Raw genomic sequence first — 24,213 nt, 5'->3', positions numbered from 1 at the left:
CTCGCCGAGCAGCTGGCCCGGCTGGAAGCCCCGAAGCCGGAGGTGCGTTCCGTCGACAGCGAGGCTCTGCTAGACGCGCTTCCGCACCTCGACATCGACCTTGCCCTGGTCCCGGAGGAGATCCAGCGGCGGCTCTACGACGCTTTCGGGCTGGAGGTCCGTTACAGCCGACCCCGTGAAGAGGTGACCCTACGGGTGACGGTCCCGGGGCATCTGCTTGATGGACTGGTGGTCGTCACCCGTGAGCTGGATCCGTGGAACAAAAAATCGGGCGCCCGCAGCGAAGCGCTGGCACCCGATCATGACACCCGGGGTGGACAAACGCGGCATAACCGTCGCGTTCATTCCCATCCTCTGAGTGCCCCCGGCAGGATTCGAACCTGCGCACACGGCTCCGGAGGCCGTTGCTCTATCCCCTGAGCTACGGGGGCTTGCGTCTGTCGCTGCTGTCTCGCGGCGACAGGTAGAACACTATCAGCTCGCAGAGGGTGGTCATGAACGTTTATCGGGCGGCGGCGGTCGGGGGGTGGATGTGGGAGCGGAGGGGCGTATACCGCATGTGGAGGGTGGGGCGCAGGGGTCTTGGGGAAAGGTCCCTCGCACGGGGCGGAAGTGGGGAAAACCCGGACGCAGCCGCGGCTGCGCGCCTACTCTTCAGGATGTGCCTGGCTTGTCCGGCCGGGTCCTTGTCGTCGACGACAACAAGGTCATCCGGCAGCTGATCAGGGTCAACCTCGAGCTGGAGGGCTTCGAGGTCGTGACCGCGGCCGATGGTGCCGAGTGCCTGGAGATCGTTCACCAGGTGCGGCCCGATGTGATCACTCTCGATGTCGTGATGCCCAGACTCGATGGGCTGCATACGGCATCGAGGCTGCGCGCTGATGCTCGAACGTGTCATGTGCCCGTCGCGATCATCAGTGCGTGTACGCAGTACGAGATGGACAGCGGGAAGGCGCTGGGCGTCGATGCCTTCCTCGCGAAACCCTTCGAGCCCGTCGATCTTGTCGAGCTCGTGCGGCGGCTGATGCGGCAGGGGGCGGCCGGTGCGACCGGTGCGGCCGCGCCTGGTGATGCCGAGCCGGTTGTGGGGCCCACCGGGTAGTGGTGGGCCCCAGGCCCGGGCCTCTTCCCTCCGGTTCGGCCCGGGGGGATTGGACTTCGGTGGTGTCCGGGGGTCGGGCTTCGGTTGTGGCCGGGGCTTGGGCTTTGGGTGTGTTCGGGGCTTGGGCTTCTTTGGGGGGTTCGGGGCCCGGGGCTTCCTTCCGGTCCCGGCCTCGGCTCCCCCGTCGTGTGCTCGTCCGAAGGGCGAAACCGGTTCGCTTTCGTACCCCCCTCCTCCCATACGCTGGTCCCGTGACTCCCGCCCAGCTCTCCCGCACTGTGCTGCACACCGTGCGTCGTGCCGTTGAGGACGACGAGCTGTGCGTTGCCGTGCCGGAGCGGGTGAAGGTGCGGACCCCGCCTCGGCCCGGGTGTGGGGATTACGCCACTAATGTTGCTCTGCTGCTGGCCAGAGGCGGTGGGGATGCGCTGGGTATCGCCCAGGTTTTGCGGCGGCGGCTTCTCCGTACGCCCGGGATCGCCCGCGTTGATGTCGCCGACCCCGGGTTTCTCAACATCACCCTTGATGCCACCTCCCATGCTCAGCTCGTGCGGGACGTTCTCTCCCAGGGGTCTCGCTACGGGCACGGGGAGGCGCTTGCCGGGGTTTCGGTCCCCCTTGGGGCTGCGAACGAGGTGCGGGCCGCCTTGGTCGCTCATGTTGTGCGGGGGCTCGTCCACGCCGTCGGGGGAGTCGTTGTTCCTGGTCAGGGGCCTATTGTTCGGCCTGTTCCCGTCTCCGGGGCCGAGCTGCTCCGCTCTCTCGGCCCCGACGCCGCCCGCTGGGCACTGCTTCGGCCCGCCGGGCACGATCTGCCCGATCTCGACCCCTCCCCGCTTCTCTCGCAGCGCGAGGACAACCCCCTCTTCCGGGTTCGGTATGCCCATGCCCGTACCCGCGCCCTGATGCGGAACGCCGGCCGGCTCGGCCTCGCACCTGAGCCCCAGCCCGACTCCGGGGCGTATGACCACCCCGCCGAGATCGGCCTACTCCGCCTCCTCGCCGATCATCCCCGCACCATCGAGGCCGCCGCCCGGCATCGTGCGCCCGACCAGCTCGCGCGGCATCTCGTCGCTGTCGCGGACGCCTTCTTCCGGTTCCATGACCGGTTTCATGACGACTGCCCGCCGATCCCTTCCGGCCAGCTCAAACCCTCGGCCGTCCACCGTTCCCGGCTGGCCCTTGCCGATGCCACCGGGGCGGTGCTCGCCGGCGGCCTGCATCTGCTCGGCATCAGCGCACCCGAACATCTGTAGACCTTGTGTAAGACCTTGAGAGAGACAGCAGAGACAGCATGAGCCGTTCCGCCCATCCCGCCGGGCCCCGCCACGCCGATGTCCTCCCCGAGGGGCACTACGCCGCGCCGCCCGCCGATCTCAATCAGCTCGATCCGCGCGTCTGGTCCCGTACGGTCGGCCGGAACGCCGCCGATGGCGTCGTGACCGTCGGCGGGATCGACGTCAAGACGCTCGCGGAGGAGTTCGGGACGCCCGCGTACTTCCTCGACGAGGCCGACTTCCGGGCCCGCTGTCGGGCCTGGCGGGAGGCGTTCAAGGGGGAGGGGGAGGACGCTGACGTGTTCTACGCCGGGAAGGCGTTCCTCTCCCGCGCCGTCGTGCGCTGGCTGAACGAGGAGGGGCTCAACCTCGACGTGTGTTCCGCCGGGGAGCTGGCCACCGCGCTCGCCGCCGGGATGCCCGCCGAGCGGATCGCGCTGCACGGGAACAACAAGTCCACCGCCGAGATCGAGCGGGCGGTCGAGGAGGGCGTCGGGCGGATCGTGCTCGACTCGTTCCAGGAGATCGTGCGGGTCGCGCATATCGCCCAGCGGCTCGGCAGGCGCCAGCGGGTGCAGATCCGGATCACCGTGGGTGTGGAGGCGCATACCCACGAGTTCATCGCGACCGCTCACGAGGACCAGAAGTTCGGCATTCCGCTCGCGGGCGGGCAGGCCGCCGAGGCCGTGCGGCGGGCGCTCAAGCTCGATGGGCTCGAGCTCATCGGCATTCACTCGCACATCGGGTCGCAGATCTTCGACACATCCGGGTTCGAGGTCGCGGCGCACCGGGTCGTGGGGCTGCTGAAGGAGATCCGGGACGAGCACGGCGTCGAGCTGCCCGAGATCGACCTCGGCGGCGGTCTCGGCATCGCGTACACCTCGGAGGACGACCCCCGCGAGCCGCATGAGATCGCCAAGGCGCTGCGCGACATCGTGCACCGGGAGTGCGACGCGGCCGGGCTCGCGGTGCCGCGGCTGTCGGTCGAGCCGGGGCGGGCGATCGTCGGGCCGACCGCGTTCACGCTCTACGAGGTGGGCACGGTCAAGGAGCTGCCGGGGCTGCGGACATACGTCAGCGTCGATGGCGGGATGTCCGACAACATCCGTACCGCGCTCTACGACGCCGAGTACTCGGTGGCGCTGGTCTCCCGCGCCTCCACCGCCGAGCCGATGCTCTCCCGCGTCGTCGGTAAGCACTGTGAATCCGGCGACATCGTCGTACGGGACGCCTTCCTGCCCGCCGACCTGGCGCCCGGCGATCTGATCGCCGTCCCCGCCACCGGCGCGTACTGCCGCTCGATGGCGAGCAACTACAACCACGCGCTCCGGCCGCCCGTCGTCGCCGTACGGGACGGGCAGGCGCGCGAGATCGTCCGGCGGGAGACGGAGGAAGATCTGCTGCGGCTCGATGTCGGCTAGCGAGATCCGCTACTCGCCGGCCGCTGTCGTCGGCCGCTGCCGCCAGCGGAATCAGCGAGCGGCTTCAGGCAGCGGATTCAGCAGGCGGCTTCAGCGAGCGGCTTCAGCCTGCGAGAAATGGATCTCGGATACTGGACCCGGGACAGAAAATCCCGTCCAGTGCATGAGACTGGTGCACTAACGCGCTGATGCATTAACGCGATGGATGAGAAACGAGGTCGGATGATGCGTACGCGTCCGCTGAAAGTGGCGCTGCTGGGCTGTGGAGTGGTCGGCTCAGAGGTGGCGCGCATCATGACGACGCAGGCGGACGACCTCGCGGCGCGGATCGGGGCCCCGGTCGAGCTGGCCGGGATCGCCGTGCGCCGCCCCGGCCGGGTCCGGGAGGGGGTGCCCGCGGAGCTGGTCACCACCGATGCCACGGCCCTGGTCAAACGCGGGGACATCGATGTGGTGGTCGAGGTCATCGGCGGGATCGAGCCCGCCCGCACCCTCATCACCACCGCCTTCGACCACGGCGCGAGCGTGGTGTCCGCGAACAAGGCGCTGGTCGCCCAGGACGGCGCGGCGCTGCACGGCGCGGCCGAGCAGCGCGGTGCGGACCTCTACTACGAGGCCGCGGTCGCGGGGGCGATCCCGCTGGTGCGGCCGCTGCGCGAGTCGCTCGCGGGCGACAAGGTCAACCGCGTCCTCGGCATCGTCAACGGCACCACCAACTTCATCCTCGACCGGATGGACGGAAGCGGCGCCGGCTACAGCGAGGCGCTGGACGAGGCCACGGCCCTGGGGTACGCCGAGGCCGACCCGACCGCCGATGTCGAGGGCTTCGACGCCGCCGCGAAGGCCGCGATCCTCGCCGGGATCGCCTTCCACACCCGGGTCACCCTCGACGATGTGCACCGCGAGGGCATCACCGAGGTGACCGCCGCCGACATCGCCTCCGCCAAGCGCATGGGCTGCACGGTCAAGCTGCTCGCGATCTGTGAGCGGGCCGCCGACGGCCGGTCGGTCACCGCGCGGGTGCACCCGGCGATGATTCCGCTGAGCCACCCCCTCGCTTCCGTCCGCGAGGCGTACAACGCGGTCTTCGTCGAGGCCGACGCCGCGGGGAAGCTGATGTTCTACGGCCCGGGCGCGGGCGGTTCGCCGACCGCCTCGGCCGTCCTCGGCGACCTCGTCGCCGCCTGCCGCAACAAGCTGGCGGGTGCCACCGGACCCGGGGAGTCCGCCTACAGCCGGCTCCCGGTGAGCCCGATGGGCGATGTGGTCACTCGCTACCACATCAGCCTGGACGTCGCCGACAAACCCGGAGTTCTGGCGCAGGTCGCCACGGTCTTCGCCGAGCACGGCGTGTCCATCGATACGGTCCGCCAGCAGGGGAAGGACGGCGAGGCGTCCCTCGTCGCCGTGACCCACCGCGCGAGCGACGCCGCGCTGTCGGCGACCGTGGAGGCGCTCCGCCGGCTCGACACCGTCCGCGATGTCGCGAGCATCATGCGGGTCGAGGGCGAGTAGAGGGCCGGTCGAGGGCGAGCAGAGGACGGGTGGAGGACGAGCCATGGGCGAACAGTGGGCGAGCAGACGCCGGGCAGCGGCCGCGCTGAGGCCGAACAGAGGGTGAGCGGAGAGTAAGGGAAATCATGAACGCAATCGCCGACGCCGGGCCTCGAATGTCCGGCACCCGCCAGTGGCACGGCTGGCGGGGGATCATCGAGGAGTACCGCGACCGCCTCCCGGTCGGCGGGACCACCCCCGTCGTCACCCTGCGCGAGGGCGGCACGCCGCTGGTCCCCGCGCAGGTGCTCTCCGAGCGCACCGGCTGTGAGGTGCACCTCAAGGTCGAGGGCGCCAACCCCACCGGGTCGTTCAAGGACCGCGGGATGACGATGGCCATCAGCGTGGCCAAGGAGGCCGGCGCCAAGGCCGTCATCTGCGCCTCGACCGGCAACACCTCGGCCTCGGCGGCGGCGTACGCCGTACGGGCCGGGATGGTCTGCGCGGTGCTGGTCCCGCAGGGGAAGATCGCGCTGGGCAAGATGGGCCAGGCCCTCGTCCACGGCGCGAAGATCCTCCAGGTCGACGGCAACTTCGACGACTGTCTGACGCTGGCGCGCGGGCTGTCGGAGAAGTACCCGGTGGCGCTGGTCAATTCGGTCAACCCGGCCCGGATCGAGGGCCAGAAGACCGCCGCCTTCGAGATCGTGGACATGCTCGGGGACGCGCCCGACATCCATGTGCTGCCGGTCGGCAACGCGGGCAACATCACGGCCTACTGGAAGGGCTACACGGAGTACGCGGCGCCGTTCGCCGACGGCGAACCGCACGCCTCCCGTACGCCCCGGATGTGGGGCTTCCAGGCGTCCGGCGCGGCGCCGATCGTGCGTGGTGAGCCGGTCAAGGAGCCGAGCACCATCGCCACCGCCATCCGCATCGGCAACCCGGCCTCGTGGACCTTCGCCGAGCAGGCGCGCGACGAGTCCGGCGGCCTCATCGACGAGGTGACCGACCGTCAGATCCTCGCCGCGTACCGGCTGCTCGCCGCCCAGGAGGGCGTTTTCGTCGAGCCCGCCTCCGCGGCGAGCGTGGCGGGTCTGCTGAAGGCGGCCGAGCAGGGGCTGGTCGACCCGGGCCAGCGCATCGTCTGCACGGTGACCGGGAACGGGCTCAAGGACCCGGACTGGGCGGTGGCGGGTGCGCCGCAGCCGGTCGTGGTCCCGGTGGACGCGGACGCCGCGGCCGTACGGCTCGGACTGGCCTGACGCGCCGCGCGAACCGGCCCTGAGCAGGCCGGGTCGCCGCGAACCGGCCCTGAGCAGGGCCGGGGACCTGGCGCGACGAGGGTTACGGCGGGCCCCCGGCCCGGCCCGCCGACCCCCGCGCGTCCGCGTCGGCCCTCGGGCTCGCCGGGCCCTCCGCGTGCACGTCGGCCCCCGCCCGCCGGGCCCTCCCTGGGTACGCCACCCAGCCCCTCCAGCCCCTCCCACGGCGCTTTTCTAAAGATCCACTCAAGTGGTGGCAGAGAAGCGCGAGGGCGCGCGGAGGGCTCCAGTAGAGTGGTCGCGGACGATGGCAGGGAGCGCGACACGCATCGTGCGCCTCCCGTGCGCCCTATGTCGCCACAGAACCTTCCTTCGATAGGCTGTACTGAATCCGCCCCGACGCAGAGCGATCGCCTCTGCGCGGCGTCGCCGTACTTGTCACGGCCCTCGCGGTGTTCCGTACCTCTTCGAGCAATCGCACGTAACCACAAGGAGAGTCATCGAGCGATGGCCGGTCCAGCGTTCCGCGCCGCCGCCGTCCGAGTGCGCGTCCCCGCCACGAGCGCCAATCTCGGTCCTGGCTTCGACGCCCTCGGCCTGGCCCTGGGCCTCTACGACGACGTGGTGGTCCGGGTGGCCGACTCCGGTCTTCACGTCGACATCGCCGGTGAAGGCGCGGAGTCGCTCCCGCGTGATGAGAACCATCTGCTCGTACGCTCCCTGCGCACCGCCTTCGACCTGCTGGGCGGGCAGCCCCGCGGCCTGGAGCTGGTCTGCGCCAACCGCATTCCGCACGGCCGGGGCCTGGGCTCCTCCTCCGCCGCCATCTGCGCCGGGATCGTCGCCGCTCGCGCGGTGACCATAGGCGGCGCCGAGCGGCTCGACGACGCGGCGATGCTGGAGCTGGCCACCGAGATCGAGGGCCACCCCGACAATGTCGCAGCCTGTCTGCTCGGCGGCTTCACCCTGGCCTGGACGGACGCGGGGTCCGCCAGGGCGATCAGGATGGACCCCGCGGATTCCATCGTTCCGGTGGTCTTCGTCCCCGGTCGGCCGGTGCTCACCGAGACCGCCCGCGGCCTGCTGCCGCGCACCGTCCCGCATGTGGACGCCGCGGTCAACGCGGGCCGGGCCGCACTGCTTGTCGAGGCCCTGACCAGGCGTCCCGAGCTGTTGCTCGCCGCGACGGAGGACCGACTGCACCAGGAATACCGCGCTCCGGCGATGCCCGAGAGCGTGAGCCTGGTGAACCGACTGCGGGCGGACGGCGTCCCCGCGGTCATCTCCGGTGCGGGCCCCACGGTGCTCGCGCTGGTCGAGGACGGTGCGGCCGACAAGGTCGCACGGCTGGCGGGCGAGGGGTGGGCGGCCAACCGGCTGGCTCTCGACGCCGGGGGGGCGAGTGTTCTGCCGCTCACCTGACACCGCGATCCGGGGTGTCCCGGAGCCGGGAAAACTCGATAGCCGGTCTTGGAGAGGGGGAATGTTTGTTGGATCCGGTAGTGTTAACCTCAAGTCTGCACTGGATGCCTCTTGGATGTACTCGGAGGCGAGGTGCGCAGTGTCCCCATCAGGGACCACCCTTCTTCCGGGAGCCTCCCCCACTGCCTGAGCAGCCTGCCTGAGCAGTATCGAGCACGCTCCGGAATCGGCGTGGCGGATTCTCGTGAATCCTCCGCCGCGTCGGAACCATGAACTGATCTCTCCGCCGTACCCGGCGGACCACCGCCCCGGCCCGGTCCGTAACCGAAGGACCACAGCCGGACAGCACAACCGGTCGCCGAGCCAGACAGGCCGACGCCCGCTCCAGGGAAGGACCCTTCGTGAGCGACACCACCGATCTGATGGGCGTGAACGCCTCCGGCACCTCCGACAGCGGTGTCGGCAACAACGCGCCCGCCACGGACGCTTCCGCGCCCGCCAACGGTGCTGCCACTGGCGCTGCCCCGCGGCGACGCCGCTCGGGCACCGGCCTCGACGCCATGGTCCTGGCCGAGCTTCAGCAGCTCGCCTCGAGCCTTGGCATCAAGGGCACCGCGCGGATGCGCAAAGGCCAGCTGATCGAGGTCATCAAGGAGAAGCAGGCCGCGGGCTCCGGCTCCGCCCAGGGCTCCGAGAGCACTCCGTCCGACGCGGAGGGGGTGACCAAGCCGAAGCGCCGCACCACCTCCCGCGCCCGCACGGGCGACGACGCCGAGGAGAAGACCGGCGCCAAGTCCTCGAAGTCCGCCGGGAAGGCGGAGAAGGCCGACAAGGCCGATGCCGAGGAGAAGGCCGCGGCGCAGGCGCAGATCGAGATCCCCGGCCAGCCCGGTGAGCCCGCCGGCGATGAGCAGCCGGCCGGTGAGCGCCGCCGCCGCCGGGCCACCGCGCCCGCCACCACCCCCGACGCCGGGGGCACGGCCACCGCCGTCGAGACCAAGACGGAGGCGCGCAGCGACGTCTCCGCCAAGACCGAGGCCAGGACCGAGCCCAAGGGCGACGGGAAGGCCGAGGCCGCCGCCGACACCGCCGAGGGCAAGGGCGCCAGGGGCGGTGACCGCCAGGAGCGCGGCCAGAAGGGCGACCGCCGGGACCGCCAGCGCGGCGACCGCGGTGACCGCGGCGACCGCCGCGGCAAGGGCGAGGACGGCCAGCAGGGCGGCGGCCGTCAGCAGCGCGACGGGCGCGGCCAGGGCCAGCAGCGCGCCGACGAGAGCGACGACGACTTCGAGGGCGGGCGGCGCGGGCGCCGCGGCCGCTACCGCGACCGGCGTGGCCGCCGCGGCCGTGACGACTTCGGCAATGAGCCGCAGGTGTCCGAGGACGATGTGCTGATCCCCGTCGCGGGCATCCTCGACATCCTCGACAACTACGCGTTCATCCGGACCTCCGGCTACCTCCCGGGCCCGAACGACGTGTACGTCTCGCTCGCCCAGGTCCGCAAGAACGGCCTGCGCAAGGGCGACCACGTCACCGGTGCGGTCCGTCAGCCGCGCGAGGGCGAGCGCCGCGAGAAGTTCAACGCGCTGGTGCGGCTGGACTCGGTGAACGGCATGGCGCCCGAAACCGGGCGCGGGCGGCCGGAGTTCGGGAAGCTGACGCCGCTTTACCCGCAGGACCGGCTGCGTCTGGAGACCGAGGCCGGCGGGCTGACGACCCGGATCATCGACCTGGTCGCGCCGATCGGCAAGGGCCAGCGCGGTCTGATCGTGGCCCCGCCGAAGACCGGTAAGACCATGATCATGCAGGCGATCGCCAACGCGATCACCCGCAACAGCCCCGAGTGCCATCTGATGGTCGTCCTCGTCGACGAGCGGCCGGAAGAGGTCACCGACATGCAGCGGTCGGTCAAGGGCGAGGTCATCTCCTCGACCTTCGACCGCCCGGCCGAGGACCACACCACCGTCGCGGAGCTGGCGATCGAGCGGGCCAAGCGCCTGGTCGAGCTGGGTCATGACGTGGTCGTCCTGCTGGACTCGATCACCCGCCTGGGCCGTGCGTACAACCTGGCGGCGCCCGCCTCCGGCCGCATCCTGTCCGGTGGTGTCGACTCGACCGCGCTCTACCCGCCGAAGAAGTTCTTCGGTGCCGCGCGCAACATCGAGGACGGCGGCTCGCTGACCATCCTGGCCACCGCGCTGGTCGAGACCGGCTCGCGCATGGACGAGGTGATCTTCGAGGAGTTCAAGGGCACCGGCAACATGGAGCTCAAGCTCGACCGGAAGCTCGCCGACAAGCGCATCTTCCCGGCGGTGGACGTCGACCCGTCCAGCACCCGCAAGGAGGAGATCCTGCTGGCGCCGGAAGAGCTCAACATCGTCTGGAAGCTGCGCCGGGTGCTGCACGCGCTCGACTCCCAGCAGGCGATCGAGCTGCTGCTGGACAAGATGAAGCAGACGAAGTCGAACGCCGAGTTCCTGATGCAGATCGCCAAGACCACGCCCACCCCGGGCAACAACGGCGACTGACCGGACACCCGCCGGAACGCTCCGTAGCCGAGGCCCCCCGCACCGCGGGGGGCCTCGCTGCGTTCCATGAGAGGTGAGCCACATCTTCCGGCTAGGCCACGGACCGGTTCTGATCATGTTATCGCCCGCGAAAGTGCAGGTCAGAGCGGTAAGGCGGACGAAGGGGACGAACGGTGCGCTCGGCGGCCCACGCGAAAACCGGCCATCGCGGATATGCAACCCTGGCGGCCGGCCTGCCATCTGTCAGGTCGGAATACGGGGCCCGAACACAGGCTGACTCCACCGCGCAACGCAATGTGACGCCACGCCTGACCGCGACGGCTGGGGGTACTCGGGGCAACAAAGAGGACTGAGGAGCACATGGCCGAGGACAGCAGGAACGCACCGGTGAGCCCGGGCCGCCACCGCGCCCGCGGCTCGGCGGCGGGACGCCGTCGCAAGCGGACCAGCACGCGCCGCAGGGCCGTGCTCTACACGGTGTGGACGCTGGCCGCCGTGCTGGTGCTCGGCGGTGCCGGACTCGGCTACCTCTACTACAAGCTGAACGGGAACCTCACCGGCGTCGACGTCAACGCCGCCCTCGGTACCAACCGTCCCAAGGACGTCGACAACGGCTCGATGGACATCCTCGTCCTCGGCTCCGACTCCCGGGCCGGCAAGAACGCCAAGTACGGCACGGACGAGGGCACCTCGCGCTCCGACACGGCGATGATCGTCCACGTCTACAAGGGCCACAAGAAGGCCAGCGTCATCAGCATCCCGCGCGACACCCTCATAGAGCGGCCGTCCTGCACCAGCAAGGGCGGGCAGCAGACGCCCGCCGTGCAGGCGGCCATGTTCAACAGCGCCTATGAGGCCGGCGGTCCGGCCTGCACCATCAAGACCGTCGAGTCCATGACGGGCATACGCATGGACCACTTCCTCGAGGTCGACTTCTCCGGCTTCAAGCAGCTGATAGACGACCTCGGCGGCGTCAACATCACCACCACCGCCCCGATCCACGACCCCAAGAGCCACCTCGACCTGGAGCCCGGCCCGCACACCCTGGACGGGGAGCAGTCGCTCGGCCTGGTGCGCACCCGGCACGGCGTGGGCGACGGCAGCGACCTCGGCCGGATCAAGCTCCAGCAGGCGTTCGTCAAGGCGCTGCTGGACCAGGTCAAGCACGTGGACCTGTTCGGCAACCCGAAGAAGCTCTACGACCTCGCGGACACCTCCACCAAGGCCCTCACCACCGACTCGGAGCTGGCCTCGGTGAGCAAGCTGAAGGGCTTCGCCGAATCCCTGAAGGGCATCGGCTCGGGCAATATGAAGATGACCACGCTGCCGGTCGAGTACGACCCGCAGAACCCGGCCCGGGTGCTGCCCATGGAGCGCAAGGCCAAGCTGATATGGACCGCGCTCCGCCATGACCAGCCGGTTCCCGCCTCCGCCACCAAGGGCTCCGCGGGCGACGCCACCAGCGCGGGCAAGGTCGTCAAATAGGGTCGTCCGGGTCATTCGAGGGCGTCGGACAGCCTCCGGGGCGGGCCGGGAATATCCGGGTCCGCCCCCCGGTTTTGGGGGATGCGGCCAGTACTGGCAAACTGGATCGTCGGTCCCGGTTCACGACAGGCAATCCGCCCGTCGACCCGGTGCCCTCCCGAACCTAGGAGATTCCCTTGAAGCGCGACATCCACCCGGAGTACGTCGAGACGCAGGTCAGCTGCACCTGTGGCGCCTCCTTCACCACCCGTAGCACCGTGGGCGGCGGCACCATCCGTGCCGACATCTGCTCCGAGTGCCACCCGTTCTACACGGGCAAGCAGAAGATCCTCGACACCGGTGGCCGCGTGGCGCGGTTCGAGGCCCGCTTCGGCAAGAACGCCGGGTCCGCCAAGAAGTAGCGACCCGCACGGCGCCGGTCTTCGGTCGCCCCTTCCCTGGGGCGACCGGACCGGCGTTTTGTCGTCACCGGCCCTCCGGAACTTTCCGCAACACCACGCAGACCACTCAGGGAGCCCCCCGATGTTCGAGGCGGTCGAGGAACTCATCGGCGAACACGCCGACCTCGAGAAGCGGCTCGCCGACCCCGCGGTCCACGCCGACCAGCGGGAGGCACGGCGGCTCAACAAGCGCTACGCCGAGCTGACCCCGGTGATCTCCGCCTACCGCGCCTGGAAGCAGGCCGGGGACGACATCGAGACCGCCCGCGAGCTGGCCCAGGACGACCCCGACTTCGTGGACGAGGCCAAGGAGCTGGAGCAGAGCCGCGAGCAGCTCACCGACCGGCTGCGGCTGCTGCTCGTCCCGCGCGACCCGAGCGACGACAAGGACGTCATCCTGGAGGTCAAGGCCGGGGAGGGCGGCGAGGAGTCCGCGCTGTTCGCCGGCGACCTGCTGCGGATGTATCTGCGGTACGCCGAGCGGATCGGCTGGAAGACCGAGATCATCGACTCCAACGAGTCCGACCTCGGCGGCTACAAGGACGTCCAGGTCGCGGTCAAGGCCAGGGGCGCCATCGAGCCCGGCCAGGGCGTCTGGGCCCGGCTGAAGTACGAGGGCGGGGTGCACCGGGTGCAGCGGGTGCCCGCCACCGAGTCCCAGGGCCGTATCCACACCTCCGCGGCCGGTGTGCTGGTCACGCCGGAGGCCGAGGAGGTGGAGGTCGAGATCGGCCCCAACGATCTGCGGATCGACGTCTACCGCTCCTCCGGACCCGGCGGCCAGTCGGTCAACACCACCGACTCCGCGGTACGCATCACCCACCTGCCCACCGGCATCGTCGTCTCCTGCCAGAACGAGAAGAGCCAGCTCCAGAACAAGGAGCAGGCGCTGCGCATCCTGCGCTCGCGGCTGCTGGCCGCGGCCCAGGAGGAGGCCGAGCGGGAGGCGTCGGACGCGCGGCGCAGCCAGGTCCGCACCGTCGACCGGTCCGAGCGCATCCGTACGTACAACTTCCCGGAAAACCGGATCTCGGACCATCGTGTCGGTTTCAAGGCGTACAACTTGGACCAGGTGCTCGACGGTGAACTCGACCCGGTCATCCAGGCGTGCGTCGATGCCGACGCGGCCGCCAAGCTGGCGGCCGCGGGCTAGCGCCACCCACTGATCAACGCTTCGTGCCCTTGTCCGGACCGGCTGGAGGAATTCAGTGAACGTGCTGCTCGCCGAGGTGGCGCAGGCCACTCAGCGGCTGGCCGACGCGGGCGTGCCCTCACCGCGCTTCGACGCGGAGGAGCTCGCCGCCTTTGTGCACAGCGTCAAGCGGGGAGAGCTGCACGGCGTGCCCGACGCCGACTTCGACGCCCGCTACTGGGAGGCGGTGGCCCGCCGCGAGGCCCGCGAACCCCTTCAGCACATCACCGGCCGCGCCTTCTTCCGCTATCTGGAGCTCCAGGTCGGGCCGGGGGTCTTCGTGCCCCGGCCGGAGACCGAGTCGGTGGTCGGCTGGGCGATAGACGCGGTGCGCGCCATGGACGTCGTCGAACCGCTCATCGTCGACCTGTGCTCCGGTTCCGGGGCCATCGCGCTCGCGCTCGCCCAGGAGGTGCCGCGCTCCCGGGTGCACGCCGTGGAGCTGGACGAGGGCGCCCTGCGCTGGGCGCGCAAGAACGTCGAGGGGTCCCGCGTCGTTCTCCATCACGCGGACGCGTTGACGGCCCTGCCCGAGCTCGACGGGCAGGTGGACCTCGTCATCAGCAACCCGCCGTACATCCCGCTGACCGAGTGGGAGTACGTGGCGCCGGAGGCCCGCGATCACGACCCCCAGCTCGCGCTCTTCTCCGGTGAGGACGGCCTCGATGTCATCCGTGGCCTGGAGCGCACCGCCCACCGGCTGCTGCGCCCCGGCGGCGTGGTGGTCATCGAGCACGCAGACACCCAGGGCGGCCAGGTGCCGTGGATCTTCACCGAGGAGCGTGGCTGGGCGGACGCCGCCGACCACCCCGACCTGAACAACCGGCCCCGGTTCGCCACCGCGCGGAAGGCCATGCCGTGACGGCGGCACCGCACCACACATTGGCCACGTACGAGGAGGTCCGTTAAATGGCACGGCGATACGACTGCGGGGACGCGACCGACCGCAAGACCGGCCTGCGCGAGGCCGCCTCCGCCGTCCGCCGCGGCGAACTGGTCGTGCTGCCCACCGACACCGTCTACGGGATCGGCGCGGACGCCTTCAACGCCGAGGCGGTCGGCGATCTGCTCGAGGCCAAGGGGCGCGGCCGCAACATGCCCACTCCGGTGCTGGTCGGCTCGCCGAACACGCTGCACGGACTGGTCACCGACTTCTCCGAGATGGCCTGGGAGCTGGTGGACGCCTTCTGGCCCGGCGCGCTCACCCTCGTCGCCCGGCACCAGCCGTCGCTCACCTGGGACCTGGGGGAGACCCGGGGCACCGTGGCGGTCCGGATGCCGCTGCACCCGGTGGCGATCGAGCTGCTGACGGACTTCGGCCCGATGGCGGTCTCCAGCGCCAATCTGACCGGACACCCCTCCCCGCAGGACTGCGACGCCGCCCAGGACATGCTGGGGGACTCCGTCTCGGTGTACCTGGACGGCGGTCCGACCCCGGCCGCCGTGCCCTCCTCGATCGTCGATGTGACCGGCAAGGTGCCGGTGCTGCTCCGGGCGGGCGCGCTCACCGCCGAGCAGCTCCGGGAGGTCGTACCCGACCTCGAGGTGGCCAATTGACAGCCCCTGAGGGGCGTGGCATAGCGGAACACCGTGAGAAGAACGCCGAGGCCACCTTCCGCATCCTCCACGTCAGCACCGGCAATGTGTGCCGCTCGCCGATCACCGAGCGGCTGACCCGGCATGCCCTCGCCCACCGCCTCGGAAGTGTCCGCACCCGCGGTCTGATCGTGGAGTCCGCCGGCACCTGGGGCCATGAGGGCGCGCCCATGGAGGCGCACGCCGCGACGGTCCTGACCGACTTCGGGGCCGACCCGGCGGGCTTCCTCGGCCGTGAGCTGCTGGACGAGCACGTCATCCGCGCCGATCTGGTGCTGACCGCCACCCGCGACCACCGGGCGCAGGTGATCTCGATGGGCCACTCGGCTGGCTTGCGCACCTTCACGCTCAAGGAGTTCACCCGGCTGGTGCGGGCCATAGACCCCGCGACGCTGCCCGACCCGGAGGAGGCGGGCGGTGTGGTGGAGCGCGCCCGCGCCCTGGTACAGGCGGCGGCCGCGCTGCGCGGCTGGCTGCTGGCGCCCAACGAGGAGGCGGACGAGGTGCACGATCCGTACGGGGCGCCGATCACCTTCTTCCGCTCCATCGGGGACGAGATCAACCAGGCCCTGGACCCGGTCGTCACGGCACTGACGGGCGTTCCCGCCCCCGCGTAGCCCCCGGGGGGCCGACGGATCTTGAGTCCTGCGGCGGGCTACTGTCCCCTACCCGCCCCTTCCCGACACCTGACGATATGCGGCTCCGCCGCGTGGGGGGCTCCGCCCCAGACCCCGCTCCTCAATCTCCCCCAGCTACCGCTGGGAGGTGCCCCCTGGAGGGGCTGGAAGGCGGGGCTTCGCCCCTGGATCCCGGGGTCCAGGGGCGAAGCCCTTGGTAACGGGAAGGGGCGGGGAGGGGAAAGACCCACCGGACACCGCGTAGGGGCCCTTCCCGGGCCGTACGGCGCGCCGTGCGGCGTCGCGGGGCCTACATTGGGGGTGACCACCCAAGCGTCGACCCGCCGTCCCCTCCGAAGGCTGTGAGCACGCCATGGCCGTCATCCCCTGGGGCCCCGATTTCGGGGGCCTCGCCCGCCAGGACCCGGAGCTGGCGGGAATCATCCTGAGCGAGATCGACCGCGTCTCCGGCGGACTCCAGCTGATCGCGGCCGAGAACTACGCCTCGCCGGCCGTGCTGGCGGCGCTCGCCTCCCCGCTGGCCAACAAGTACGCCGAGGGGTATCCCGGCGCCCGCCACCACGGGGGCTGCGAGATCGTGGACATCGCCGAGCGGGTGGCCCAGGACCGGGCGAAGGCGCTGTTCGGCGCCGAGCACGCCAATGTGCAGCCGCATTCGGGGTCGTCCGCGGTGCTGGCCGCCTACGCCGCGCTGCTGCGGCCCGGGGACACGGTGCTGGCGATGGCGCTGCCGCACGGCGGCCATCTCACCCATGGCTCGCCCGCCAATTTCTCCGGCCGCTGGTTCGACTTCATCGGCTACGGGGTCGATCCGGCGACCGGCCTGATCGACTACGAGCAGCTGCGGGGGCTCGCTCACGCCCACCGCCCGAAGGCGATCGTCTGCGGTTCGATCTCCTATCCCCGCCATCTGGACTACGCCGCGTTCCGTGCCGTCGCGGACGAGGTGGGCGCCTATCTCATCGCCGACGCCGCCCATCCGATCGGCCTGGTGGCGGGGAAGGCGGCGCCGTCCCCGGTGCCGTACGCGGACGTGGTGTGCGCAACGACACACAAGGTGCTGCGCGGGCCGCGCGGCGGGATGCTGCTGTGCGGTGCGGAGCTCGCCGAGCGAGTGGACCGGGCGGTGTTCCCGTTCACCCAGGGCGGGGCCCAGATGCACACCGTCGCGGCCAAGGCGGTGGCGTTCGGCGAGGCCGCGGCGCCTGCCTTCACCGCCTATGCGCGACGGGTGGTGGCCAATGCCCGGGTACTGGCGGACGCCCTGGTCGGGGAGGGTCTGGCGGTCACCACGGGCGGCACCGACACCCATATGATCACCGCCGATCCGGCCCCGCTGGGCCTGGACGGGCGCACCGCGAAGGGCCGCTGCGCGGCCGCCGGGATCGTCCTGGACACCTGCGCGCTGGCGTCCGCCACCGAGCCCCGGGGATGCGTCAAGGGGCTGCGTCTTGGCACCGCCGCGGTGACCACCCAGGGAATGCGAGCGCCTGAAATGGAGCGCATAGCCCATCTCATGGGAACCGTCCTGCGGGACGAGGGCGTGGTACGGGAAAAGGTGGCGGAACTGGCCGGGAGATTTCCGCCCTATCCGGACGAGGGTCGAATCATGCAACCATCCGAAGGTGTAGGACGTCTGTAAGTACGTTCACCGCGAGGCGTCGGACACGCATAGGGTGTGGGGCTGTGATGGCCAGCGATACCTCTGGGGCAGCCTGTGCGTGAATACCTGCTGACTCTGTGCGTCACGGCCGCGGTCACCTATCTGCTGACCGGGCCGGTGCGGAAATTCGCCATCGCGGCCGGTGCGATGCCCGAGATCCGCGCCCGTGATGTGCACCGTGAGCCCACGCCACGGCTCGGCGGCATCGCCATGTTCGGCGGGCTCTGCGCGGGGCTGCTGGTCGCCGCCCACCTGACCAACCTCAAGGACGTCTTCGAGGTCTCCAACGAGCCACGGGCGCTGCTGTCCGGCGCCGGGCTGATCTGGCTGCTCGGGGTGCTGGACGACAAGTGGGGCGTGGACGCGCTGATCAAGCTGGGCGGTCAGATGATCGCCGCCGGTGTGATGGTGCTCCAGGGTCTGACCATCCTGTGGCTTCCGGTGCCCGGTGTGGGACCGGTCTCGCTGACGCCCTGGCAGGGCACGCTGCTCACCGTGGCGCTGGTCGTCATCACCATCAACGCGGTCAACTTCGTTGACGGGCTTGATGGTTTGGCGTCCGGGATGGTGTGCATCGCCGCCGCGGCGTTCTTCATGTACGCGTACCGCATCTGGTACGGCTACGGCCTGGAGGCGGCCGCGCCCGCCACCCTGTTCGCCGCCGTCCTCATGGGCATGTGCCTGGGCTTCCTGCCGCACAACGCCCACCCCGCGCGGATCTTCATGGGCGACTCGGGCTCGATGCTGATCGGCCTGGTGCTGGCGGCGGGCGCCATCTCCATCACCGGCCAGGTGGACCCGGACGCGATGAAGCTGTTCGAGGGGTCCGAGCAGGCCGCGGTGCACGCCACCGTCCCGGTCTACATCCCGCTGCTGCTGCCGCTGACCGTCATCGCGGTGCCCTTCGCCGATCTGGTGCTGGCGATCGTCCGGCGCACCTGGCGCGGTCAGTCGCCGTTCGCCGCCGACCGCGGCCATCTGCACCACCGGCTGCTGGAGATCGGCCACTCGCACAGCCGGGCCGTCCTGATCATGTACTTCTGGTCGGCGCTGATCGCCTTCGGCGCCGTGGCGTACTCGGTGAACTCGGCCGGTGTGTGGTTCGTGCTGGCGATCGTGGCGCTGAGCGGGGTCGGTCTGGTGCTGTTGCTGCTGCCGCGGTTCACCCCGCGCGTTCCGCGCTGGGCGGAGGCGTTCGTTCCGCCGCGCTACCGCCGCGCCAACCGGATCGCCAGGGCCGAGCGGGGCGCCGAGGCGGCTGCCGAGCCCGTGGCGGCCACGGCCGGTGCCGGGCCCGCCGCCGCGAAGCCGGAGTTGGTCAAGCCCGGGCCGGTGGGCTCCGGGGTGAACGGCGGCGCGGGCAACGGCGCGAGCAGTGGGGCGAACGGTGTGAACGGCGCCACCGCGATCGGCGACCGGTCCCGCTTCACTCACCGCCGGCGCATCGGAACACCCCAGTAATCTCCCCAGTCATCGCCGTGATGTCCCCAGTCATCGCCCCCGGCGAAGGGGCCGGCGAGAGCGCTGAAGATCACAGGGCGGCGTCAACAAGGTACCCACCCCATAACTCTCCCGTGTGACGTGCAGCACATCCGGTGGGTAAAGACCTCATCAAATAGTTTGTGATACCGTTCACTAAACCCGGTGCTGAGAACCGAGGGGCCGTAGGGCGACGGCTCTTCCTCGTGAGGTCTCCTCTGTCCCCGGGGATACGCTCGTCCACGACGAATCGTTGCTTCCGACACTTGCCGGAGAAACCCTTCATGCAGTCCAACGACGCCAGAACGCTCCTGAGTTGCGCCGTGCCCACAGCCATCGCCGGTGTGGTCGCCGTCGCCGTCGGTTCTGTGCTCGCAGGCGGCAAGGGAGCGATCGGCGCGGGCTTTGGCACATTCGTCGCCGCGGTGGTGATGGCTTCCGGGCTGATCGTGCTGGAGCGCACGGCGAAGCACCTGCCCCATCTCTTCCAGGCCATGGGCATGGTCCTCTTCATGGCCGAGTTCCTGCTGGTGGCGGTCGTGCTCGCGGTGTTCCAGGACACCACGCTGTTCAACGTCAAGGCTTTCGCCCTCGCACTCCTCGCCGCGACCCTGGTGTGGGTCGGCGCGCAGACCCGTGCCCATATGAAGGCCAAGATCCTCTATGTGGAGCCGGAAGCCGAGGACGAACGCAAGCCCGGGGGGGCGAAGAAGTCCGCTCCCGCCGGGTCCACGCCGTGAGAAGTAGGGCCGGGATAAGAGCATGTGCGCTCACCTGCTATCGTCCGGTGCCATCTGAGGCACAGCGGGCGCAGGTAGCTGAACCCCCGGAATTCACGGGACGGAATCGGCGGCCCATGCAGCTGATGCCCTCCATACCACTCGGCCACGCGCCGATCAGCCGCCCCCACATTCGTAAGACCAGTCCAGTGCCGTTCCGTGGCCGCGTGCCGCGCCGACACAACGAGGTTGCCGTACCCATGCGCCACGCTGAAGGAGCTCGCGGTGAGTTCTGACCAGACGCTCGCCTTCGAGACGAACTGCCACATCTTCGACGGGTGCGGCTTCCCGGCACCCGGACTCCATTCGTTCAAGTTCGAGCCGCTCTTCTCGGTGGGCGGATTCGACTTCAACAAACCGATGCTGCTCGCGCTGCTGGGCACCGTCGCCATTGTCTGGTTCTTCTGGGCCGCTTTCGGCCGGGCCAAGGTGGTCCCCGGCAAGCTCCAGATGGTCGGCGAGGCCGGTTACGACTTCGTGCGCCGCGGGCTGGTCTACGAGGCCCTCGGGAAGAAGGAGGGCGAGAAGTACGTCCCTCTCATGGTCTCGCTGTTCTTCTTCGTGTGGATCATGAACCTGTGGTCGATCATCCCGGTCGCCCAGTTCCCGGTGACGTCGATCATCGCCTTCCCGGCCGGTCTCGCCGCCATCGTCTACGTCCTCTGGATGTATCTGACCTTCAAGAAGCACGGCTTCGTCGGCGGCTGGAAGAACATCACCGGCTACGACAAGGAGCTCGGCGCGATCCTGCCGATGATCGTCGTGATCGAGTTTTTCTCGAACGTGATCATCCGGCCCTTCACCCACGCGGTCCGGCTCTTCGCCAACATGTTCGCCGGCCACCTGCTGCTGCTGATGTTCACCATCGGCTCCTGGTACCTGCTGAACGGCATCGGGATCGCCTACGCGGGCGCGTCCTTCGTGATGACGATTCTGCTGACCGCCTTCGAGCTCTTCATCCAGGCTGTCCAGGCGTACGTCTTCGTGCTCTTGGCCTGCAACTACGTTCAGGGCGCGCTCGCCGAGCACCACTGAGCACACCTGCCTCCCAGACCATCAGACGTCCGGTGGCCAACCCCCACCGGCCCATGAAACGCAAAGGAAGAACCGGCATGTCCGCTCTCCAGACCCTCGCCGCCGACGGCATCACCGGCAACCTCGGCTCGATCGGTTACGGTCTCGCCGCCATCGGCCCCGGCGTCGGCGTCGGCATCATCTTCGGTAACGGCACCCAGGCCCTCGCCCGTCAGCCCGAGGCGGCCGGCCTGATCCGCGCCAACCAGATCATGGGCTTCGCCTTCTGTGAGGCGCTCGCGCTGATCGGTATCGTCATGGGCTTCCTTTTCAAGTCCTGAACGGACCGCTTTAACCACGACAGACGGAAGGCACTGATGTGAACGCCCTGGTACAGGTGGCGGCTGAGGAGAGTGAGAACCCCCTCATCCCGCCGATCCCGGAGCTGGTCATCGGCCTGATCGCCTTTGCCATCGTCTTCATCTTCCTCGCCAAGAAGCTCCTCCCGAACATCAACCGGGTTCTGGAGGAGCGCCGCGAGGCGATCGAGGGCGGCATGGAGAAGGCCGAGGCCACTCAGGCCGAAGCCCAGCAGGTCCTCGAGGACTACCGAGCCCAGCTCGCCGACGCCCGTCACGAGGCCGCGCGACTGCGCCAGGAGGCGCAGGAGCAGGGCGCCGCGCTCATCGCCGAGATGCGCGCGGAGGGCCAGCGGCAGCGTGAGGAGATCATCGCTGCCGGTCACTCGCAGATCGAGGCCGATCGGAAGCAGGCCGCCCAGACCCTGCGCCAGGACGTGGGCAGGCTCGCCACCGACCTGGCCGGCCGGATCGTCGGTGAGTCGCTCGAGGACGTGGCCCGGCAGAGCCGCACCATCGACCGGTTCCTCGACGAGCTCGAGGCGAAGGCGACCGATGGCTCGAAGGCCGAGGCCGGCCGATGAACGGAGCGAGCCGGGAGGCACTGGCAGCCGCGCGCGAGCGCTTCGACGCCCTGACGGACAACACCGCCGTCGACGCGACGAAGCTCGCCGATGAGCTGGCCGCCGTCACCGCGCTGCTCGACCGCGAGGTCTCGCTGCGCCGGGTCCTCACCGACCCGGCGCAGCCCGGCGAGGCCAAGGCCGAGCTTGCCGCGCGGGTGCTGGGCGGACAGGTCGGCGGCGAGACCATCGACCTGATCTCCGGCCTGGTCCGTTCCCGCTGGTCGCGCTCGCGCGACCTGGTGGACTCGCTCGAGGAGCTGGCCAGCGCCGCCGACCTGGTCGCGGCCGAGCGGGCCGGCACCCTCGACGATGTGGAGGACGAGCTGTTCCGGTTCGGCCGGATCGTCTCCTCCTCGTCCGAGCTGCGCGGTGCGCTCACCGACCGGCGCGCGAGCGTCTCCGCCAAGTCCGGCCTGGTCGGCGAGCTGCTCGGCGGCCGCGCCGACCAGCGGACCGAGCGGCTGGTGATCCGTCTGGTGACCCATCCGCGGGGTCGTAGCCTGGAGGCGGGTCTCGACGAGCTGTCCAAGCTGGCGGCGGCGCGCCGGGACCGTACGGTCGCGGTCGTCACCTCCGCGGTGCCGCTCAGCGACCGGCAGAAGCAGCGGCTCGGTGACGCACTGGGGAAGCTGTACGGACGGAAGATGCATCTGAACCTGGACGTGGACCCCGAGGTCCTCGGCGGGATCTCGGTGCGCATCGGCGACGAGGTCATCAACGGGACCATCGCGGACCGCCTCGAAGAGGCGACCCGGCGGATGGCCGGCTGACTTAAGCCACCAACTCAACAAGCATGTAAGCGGCCCGAGTTGGGCCGTAGTCAAACACTTCGGGCCCAACAAGGAGAGCAGGGAACCCAGATGGCGGAGCTCACGATCCGGCCGGAGGAGATCCGGGACGCACTGGAGAACTTTGTCCAGGCGTACAAGCCGGACGCGGCCTCGCGCGAGGAGGTCGGGACGGTCAGCGTTGCCGGCGACGGCATCGCGAAGGTCGAGGGGCTTCCCTCGACCATGGCGAACGAACTGCTGAAGTTCGAGGACGGCACCCTCGGCCTCGCCCTCAACCTCGAGGAGCGCGAGATCGGTGCGGTCGTCCTCGGTGAGTTCAGCGGCATCGAGGAGGGCCAGCAGGTGCACCGCACCGGCGAGGTCCTCTCGGTCGCCGTCGGCGAGGGCTACCTCGGCCGCGTGGTCGACCCGCTGGGTGCCCCGATCGACGGCCTCGGCGAGATCGAGACCGAGGGCCGCCGCGCCCTCGAACTTCAGGCCCCCACGGTCATGCAGCGCAAGTCGGTGCACGAGCCGATGGAGACCGGCTACAAGGCCGTCGACGCGATGACCCCGATCGGCCGTGGCCAGCGTCAGCTGATCATCGGCGACCGGCAGACCGGCAAGACCGCGCTGTGCGTCGACACGATCATCAACCAGCGCGACAACTGGCGCTCCGGCGACCCGAAGAAGCAGGTCCGCTGCATCTACGTCGCCATCGGCCAGAAGGGCTCCACCATCGCGTCCGTGCGCGGCGCGCTGGAGGAGGCCGGCGCCCTGGAGTACACGACGATCGTCGCCGCCCCGGCGTCCGACCCGGCGGGCTTCAAGTACCTGGCCCCCTACACCGGCTCGGCCATCGGCCAGCACTGGATGTACCAGGGCAAGCACGTCCTGATCGTCTTCGACGACCTGTCCAAGCAGGCCGACGCCTACCGCGCGGTGTCCCTGCTGCTGCGCCGCCCGCCGGGCCGTGAGGCCTACCCGGGTGACGTCTTCTACCTGCACTCCCGGCTGCTGGAGCGCTGCGCCAAGCTCTCCGAGGACATGGGCTCCGGTTCGATGACCGGTCTGCCGATCGTCGAGACCAAGGCGAACGACGTGTCGGCGTTCATTCCGACCAACGTCATCTCCATCACCGACGGCCAGTGCTTCCTGGAGTCCGACCTGTTCAACGCCGGTCAGCGCCCGGCCCTGAACGTCGGTATCTCGGTCTCCCGGGTCGGTGGCTCCGCCCAGCACCGGGCCATGCGCCAGGTCTCCGGCCGCCTCCGGGTGGACCTCGCCCAGTACCGCGAGCTCGAGGCGTTCGCCGCCTTCGGCTCGGACCTGGACGCGGCCTCCAAGGCGTCGCTGGAGCGCGGTGCGCGCATGGTCGAGCTGCTGAAGCAGGGGCAGTACGCCCCGTTCTCCACCGAGGACGAGATCGTCTCCATCTGGGCCGGCACCACCGGCAAGATGGACGACGTGCCGGTCGAGGACATCCGCCGCTTCGAGCGGGAGCTGCTCGACTACCTCCACCGTGAGCACAAGTCGCTGCTGACCAGCATCGTCGAGGGCGGCAAGATGTCCGACGACACGATTCAGGCGCTGGGCGAGGCCGTGGACTCCTTCAAGCGGCAGTTCGAGACCTCGGGCGGCAAGCTGCTGGGCGAGGACTGAG

Annotated in this window: 21 protein-coding genes and 1 tRNA gene; 21 read left to right on the top strand and 1 reads right to left on the bottom strand. The window is 70.0% G+C overall.

Annotated features, from left to right (window positions below; all coding sequences use genetic code 11):
• Positions 1 to 359 precede the first annotated feature (359 nt).
• Positions 360 to 431, bottom strand: a tRNA-Arg gene (locus tag ACT2CW_RS11170).
• Positions 432 to 661: 230 nt separating this feature from the next.
• On the opposite strand from ACT2CW_RS11170, the gene ACT2CW_RS11165 reads away from it, so the two are divergent.
• From ACT2CW_RS11165 to atpA, 21 genes are all read left to right on the top strand, one after another.
• The gene (locus ACT2CW_RS11165; RefSeq protein ID WP_256652455.1) at positions 662 to 1,102 is read left to right on the top strand and encodes a response regulator; all 441 of its coding nucleotides are present in this window, start codon (positions 662 to 664) and stop codon (positions 1,100 to 1,102) included.
• A gap of 251 nt (positions 1,103 to 1,353) precedes the next feature.
• On the top strand, positions 1,354 to 2,358 hold the full coding sequence (gene nrtL, locus ACT2CW_RS11160; protein WP_445516432.1) for an ArgS-related anticodon-binding protein NrtL: 1,005 nt from the start codon (positions 1,354 to 1,356) through the stop codon (positions 2,356 to 2,358).
• Between the two features lie 38 nt (positions 2,359 to 2,396).
• Positions 2,397 to 3,800, top strand: coding sequence for a diaminopimelate decarboxylase (gene lysA, locus ACT2CW_RS11155; RefSeq protein ID WP_182472052.1), 1,404 nt, complete (start codon positions 2,397 to 2,399; stop codon positions 3,798 to 3,800).
• 222 nt (positions 3,801 to 4,022) lie between these two features.
• A complete protein-coding gene (locus tag ACT2CW_RS11150) occupies positions 4,023 to 5,315 on the top strand; it encodes a homoserine dehydrogenase (protein WP_445516431.1) in 1,293 nt (430 codons plus the stop codon).
• A 125-nt stretch (positions 5,316 to 5,440) separates the two neighbouring features.
• On the top strand, positions 5,441 to 6,559 hold the full coding sequence (thrC, locus tag ACT2CW_RS11145) for a threonine synthase (protein WP_233361966.1): 1,119 nt from the start codon (positions 5,441 to 5,443) through the stop codon (positions 6,557 to 6,559).
• Positions 6,560 to 7,066: 507 nt separating this feature from the next.
• Positions 7,067 to 7,981 (top strand): homoserine kinase, encoded by a 915-nt coding sequence (gene thrB / locus ACT2CW_RS11140; protein WP_037951055.1) that lies wholly within the window; start codon positions 7,067 to 7,069, stop codon positions 7,979 to 7,981.
• Positions 7,982 to 8,382: 401 nt separating this feature from the next.
• The gene (rho, locus tag ACT2CW_RS11135) at positions 8,383 to 10,509 is read left to right on the top strand and encodes a transcription termination factor Rho (protein ID WP_138913793.1); all 2,127 of its coding nucleotides are present in this window, start codon (positions 8,383 to 8,385) and stop codon (positions 10,507 to 10,509) included.
• A 360-nt stretch (positions 10,510 to 10,869) separates the two neighbouring features.
• Positions 10,870 to 11,994, top strand: a complete 1,125-nt coding sequence (locus ACT2CW_RS11130) for an LCP family protein (RefSeq protein ID WP_164428090.1) — start codon at positions 10,870 to 10,872, stop codon at positions 11,992 to 11,994.
• Positions 11,995 to 12,170: 176 nt separating this feature from the next.
• Positions 12,171 to 12,395 (top strand): 50S ribosomal protein L31, encoded by a 225-nt coding sequence (gene rpmE / locus ACT2CW_RS11125; RefSeq protein WP_030823398.1) that lies wholly within the window; start codon positions 12,171 to 12,173, stop codon positions 12,393 to 12,395.
• A gap of 121 nt (positions 12,396 to 12,516) precedes the next feature.
• Entirely contained in the window at positions 12,517 to 13,587 is a 1,071-nt protein-coding gene (prfA, locus tag ACT2CW_RS11120; protein WP_164428088.1) for a peptide chain release factor 1, read from the top strand.
• 55 nt (positions 13,588 to 13,642) lie between these two features.
• Entirely contained in the window at positions 13,643 to 14,488 is an 846-nt protein-coding gene (prmC, locus tag ACT2CW_RS11115; RefSeq protein WP_020868414.1) for a peptide chain release factor N(5)-glutamine methyltransferase, read from the top strand.
• Between the two features lie 47 nt (positions 14,489 to 14,535).
• Positions 14,536 to 15,183, top strand: coding sequence for an L-threonylcarbamoyladenylate synthase (locus ACT2CW_RS11110; RefSeq protein WP_014054918.1), 648 nt, complete (start codon positions 14,536 to 14,538; stop codon positions 15,181 to 15,183).
• Positions 15,180 to 15,839, top strand: coding sequence for an arsenate reductase/protein-tyrosine-phosphatase family protein (locus ACT2CW_RS11105; RefSeq protein WP_037951046.1), 660 nt, complete (start codon positions 15,180 to 15,182; stop codon positions 15,837 to 15,839). Before ACT2CW_RS11110 ends, ACT2CW_RS11105 begins: the two co-directional genes overlap by 4 nt.
• A 373-nt stretch (positions 15,840 to 16,212) precedes the next feature.
• Entirely contained in the window at positions 16,213 to 17,502 is a 1,290-nt protein-coding gene (gene glyA, locus ACT2CW_RS11100) for a serine hydroxymethyltransferase (RefSeq protein ID WP_182472049.1), read from the top strand.
• A 63-nt stretch (positions 17,503 to 17,565) separates the two neighbouring features.
• On the top strand, positions 17,566 to 18,984 hold the full coding sequence (locus tag ACT2CW_RS11095; protein WP_164428242.1) for an MraY family glycosyltransferase: 1,419 nt from the start codon (positions 17,566 to 17,568) through the stop codon (positions 18,982 to 18,984).
• Between the two features lie 302 nt (positions 18,985 to 19,286).
• Complete coding sequence (locus ACT2CW_RS11090) at positions 19,287 to 19,742, top strand: hypothetical protein (RefSeq protein WP_445516430.1); 456 nt, start codon at positions 19,287 to 19,289, stop codon at positions 19,740 to 19,742.
• 264 nt (positions 19,743 to 20,006) lie between these two features.
• Positions 20,007 to 20,816, top strand: a complete 810-nt coding sequence (gene atpB / locus ACT2CW_RS11085) for a F0F1 ATP synthase subunit A (RefSeq protein ID WP_256652444.1) — start codon at positions 20,007 to 20,009, stop codon at positions 20,814 to 20,816.
• A 77-nt stretch (positions 20,817 to 20,893) separates the two neighbouring features.
• The gene (atpE, locus tag ACT2CW_RS11080) at positions 20,894 to 21,136 is read left to right on the top strand and encodes an ATP synthase F0 subunit C (RefSeq protein WP_037951036.1); all 243 of its coding nucleotides are present in this window, start codon (positions 20,894 to 20,896) and stop codon (positions 21,134 to 21,136) included.
• A gap of 38 nt (positions 21,137 to 21,174) precedes the next feature.
• Entirely contained in the window at positions 21,175 to 21,738 is a 564-nt protein-coding gene (locus ACT2CW_RS11075) for a F0F1 ATP synthase subunit B (protein ID WP_037951034.1), read from the top strand.
• Positions 21,735 to 22,550 (top strand): F0F1 ATP synthase subunit delta, encoded by an 816-nt coding sequence (locus ACT2CW_RS11070; RefSeq protein WP_164428084.1) that lies wholly within the window; start codon positions 21,735 to 21,737, stop codon positions 22,548 to 22,550. Before ACT2CW_RS11075 ends, ACT2CW_RS11070 begins: the two co-directional genes overlap by 4 nt.
• Before the next feature lie 90 nt (positions 22,551 to 22,640).
• Complete coding sequence (gene atpA / locus ACT2CW_RS11065) at positions 22,641 to 24,212, top strand: F0F1 ATP synthase subunit alpha (RefSeq protein ID WP_164428082.1); 1,572 nt, start codon at positions 22,641 to 22,643, stop codon at positions 24,210 to 24,212.
• Position 24,213: the final 1 nt, after the last annotated feature.

Source organism: Streptomyces sp. NEAU-174, from assembly GCF_052665095.1.
This window is presented reverse-complemented; position numbering and strand designations above follow the sequence as displayed.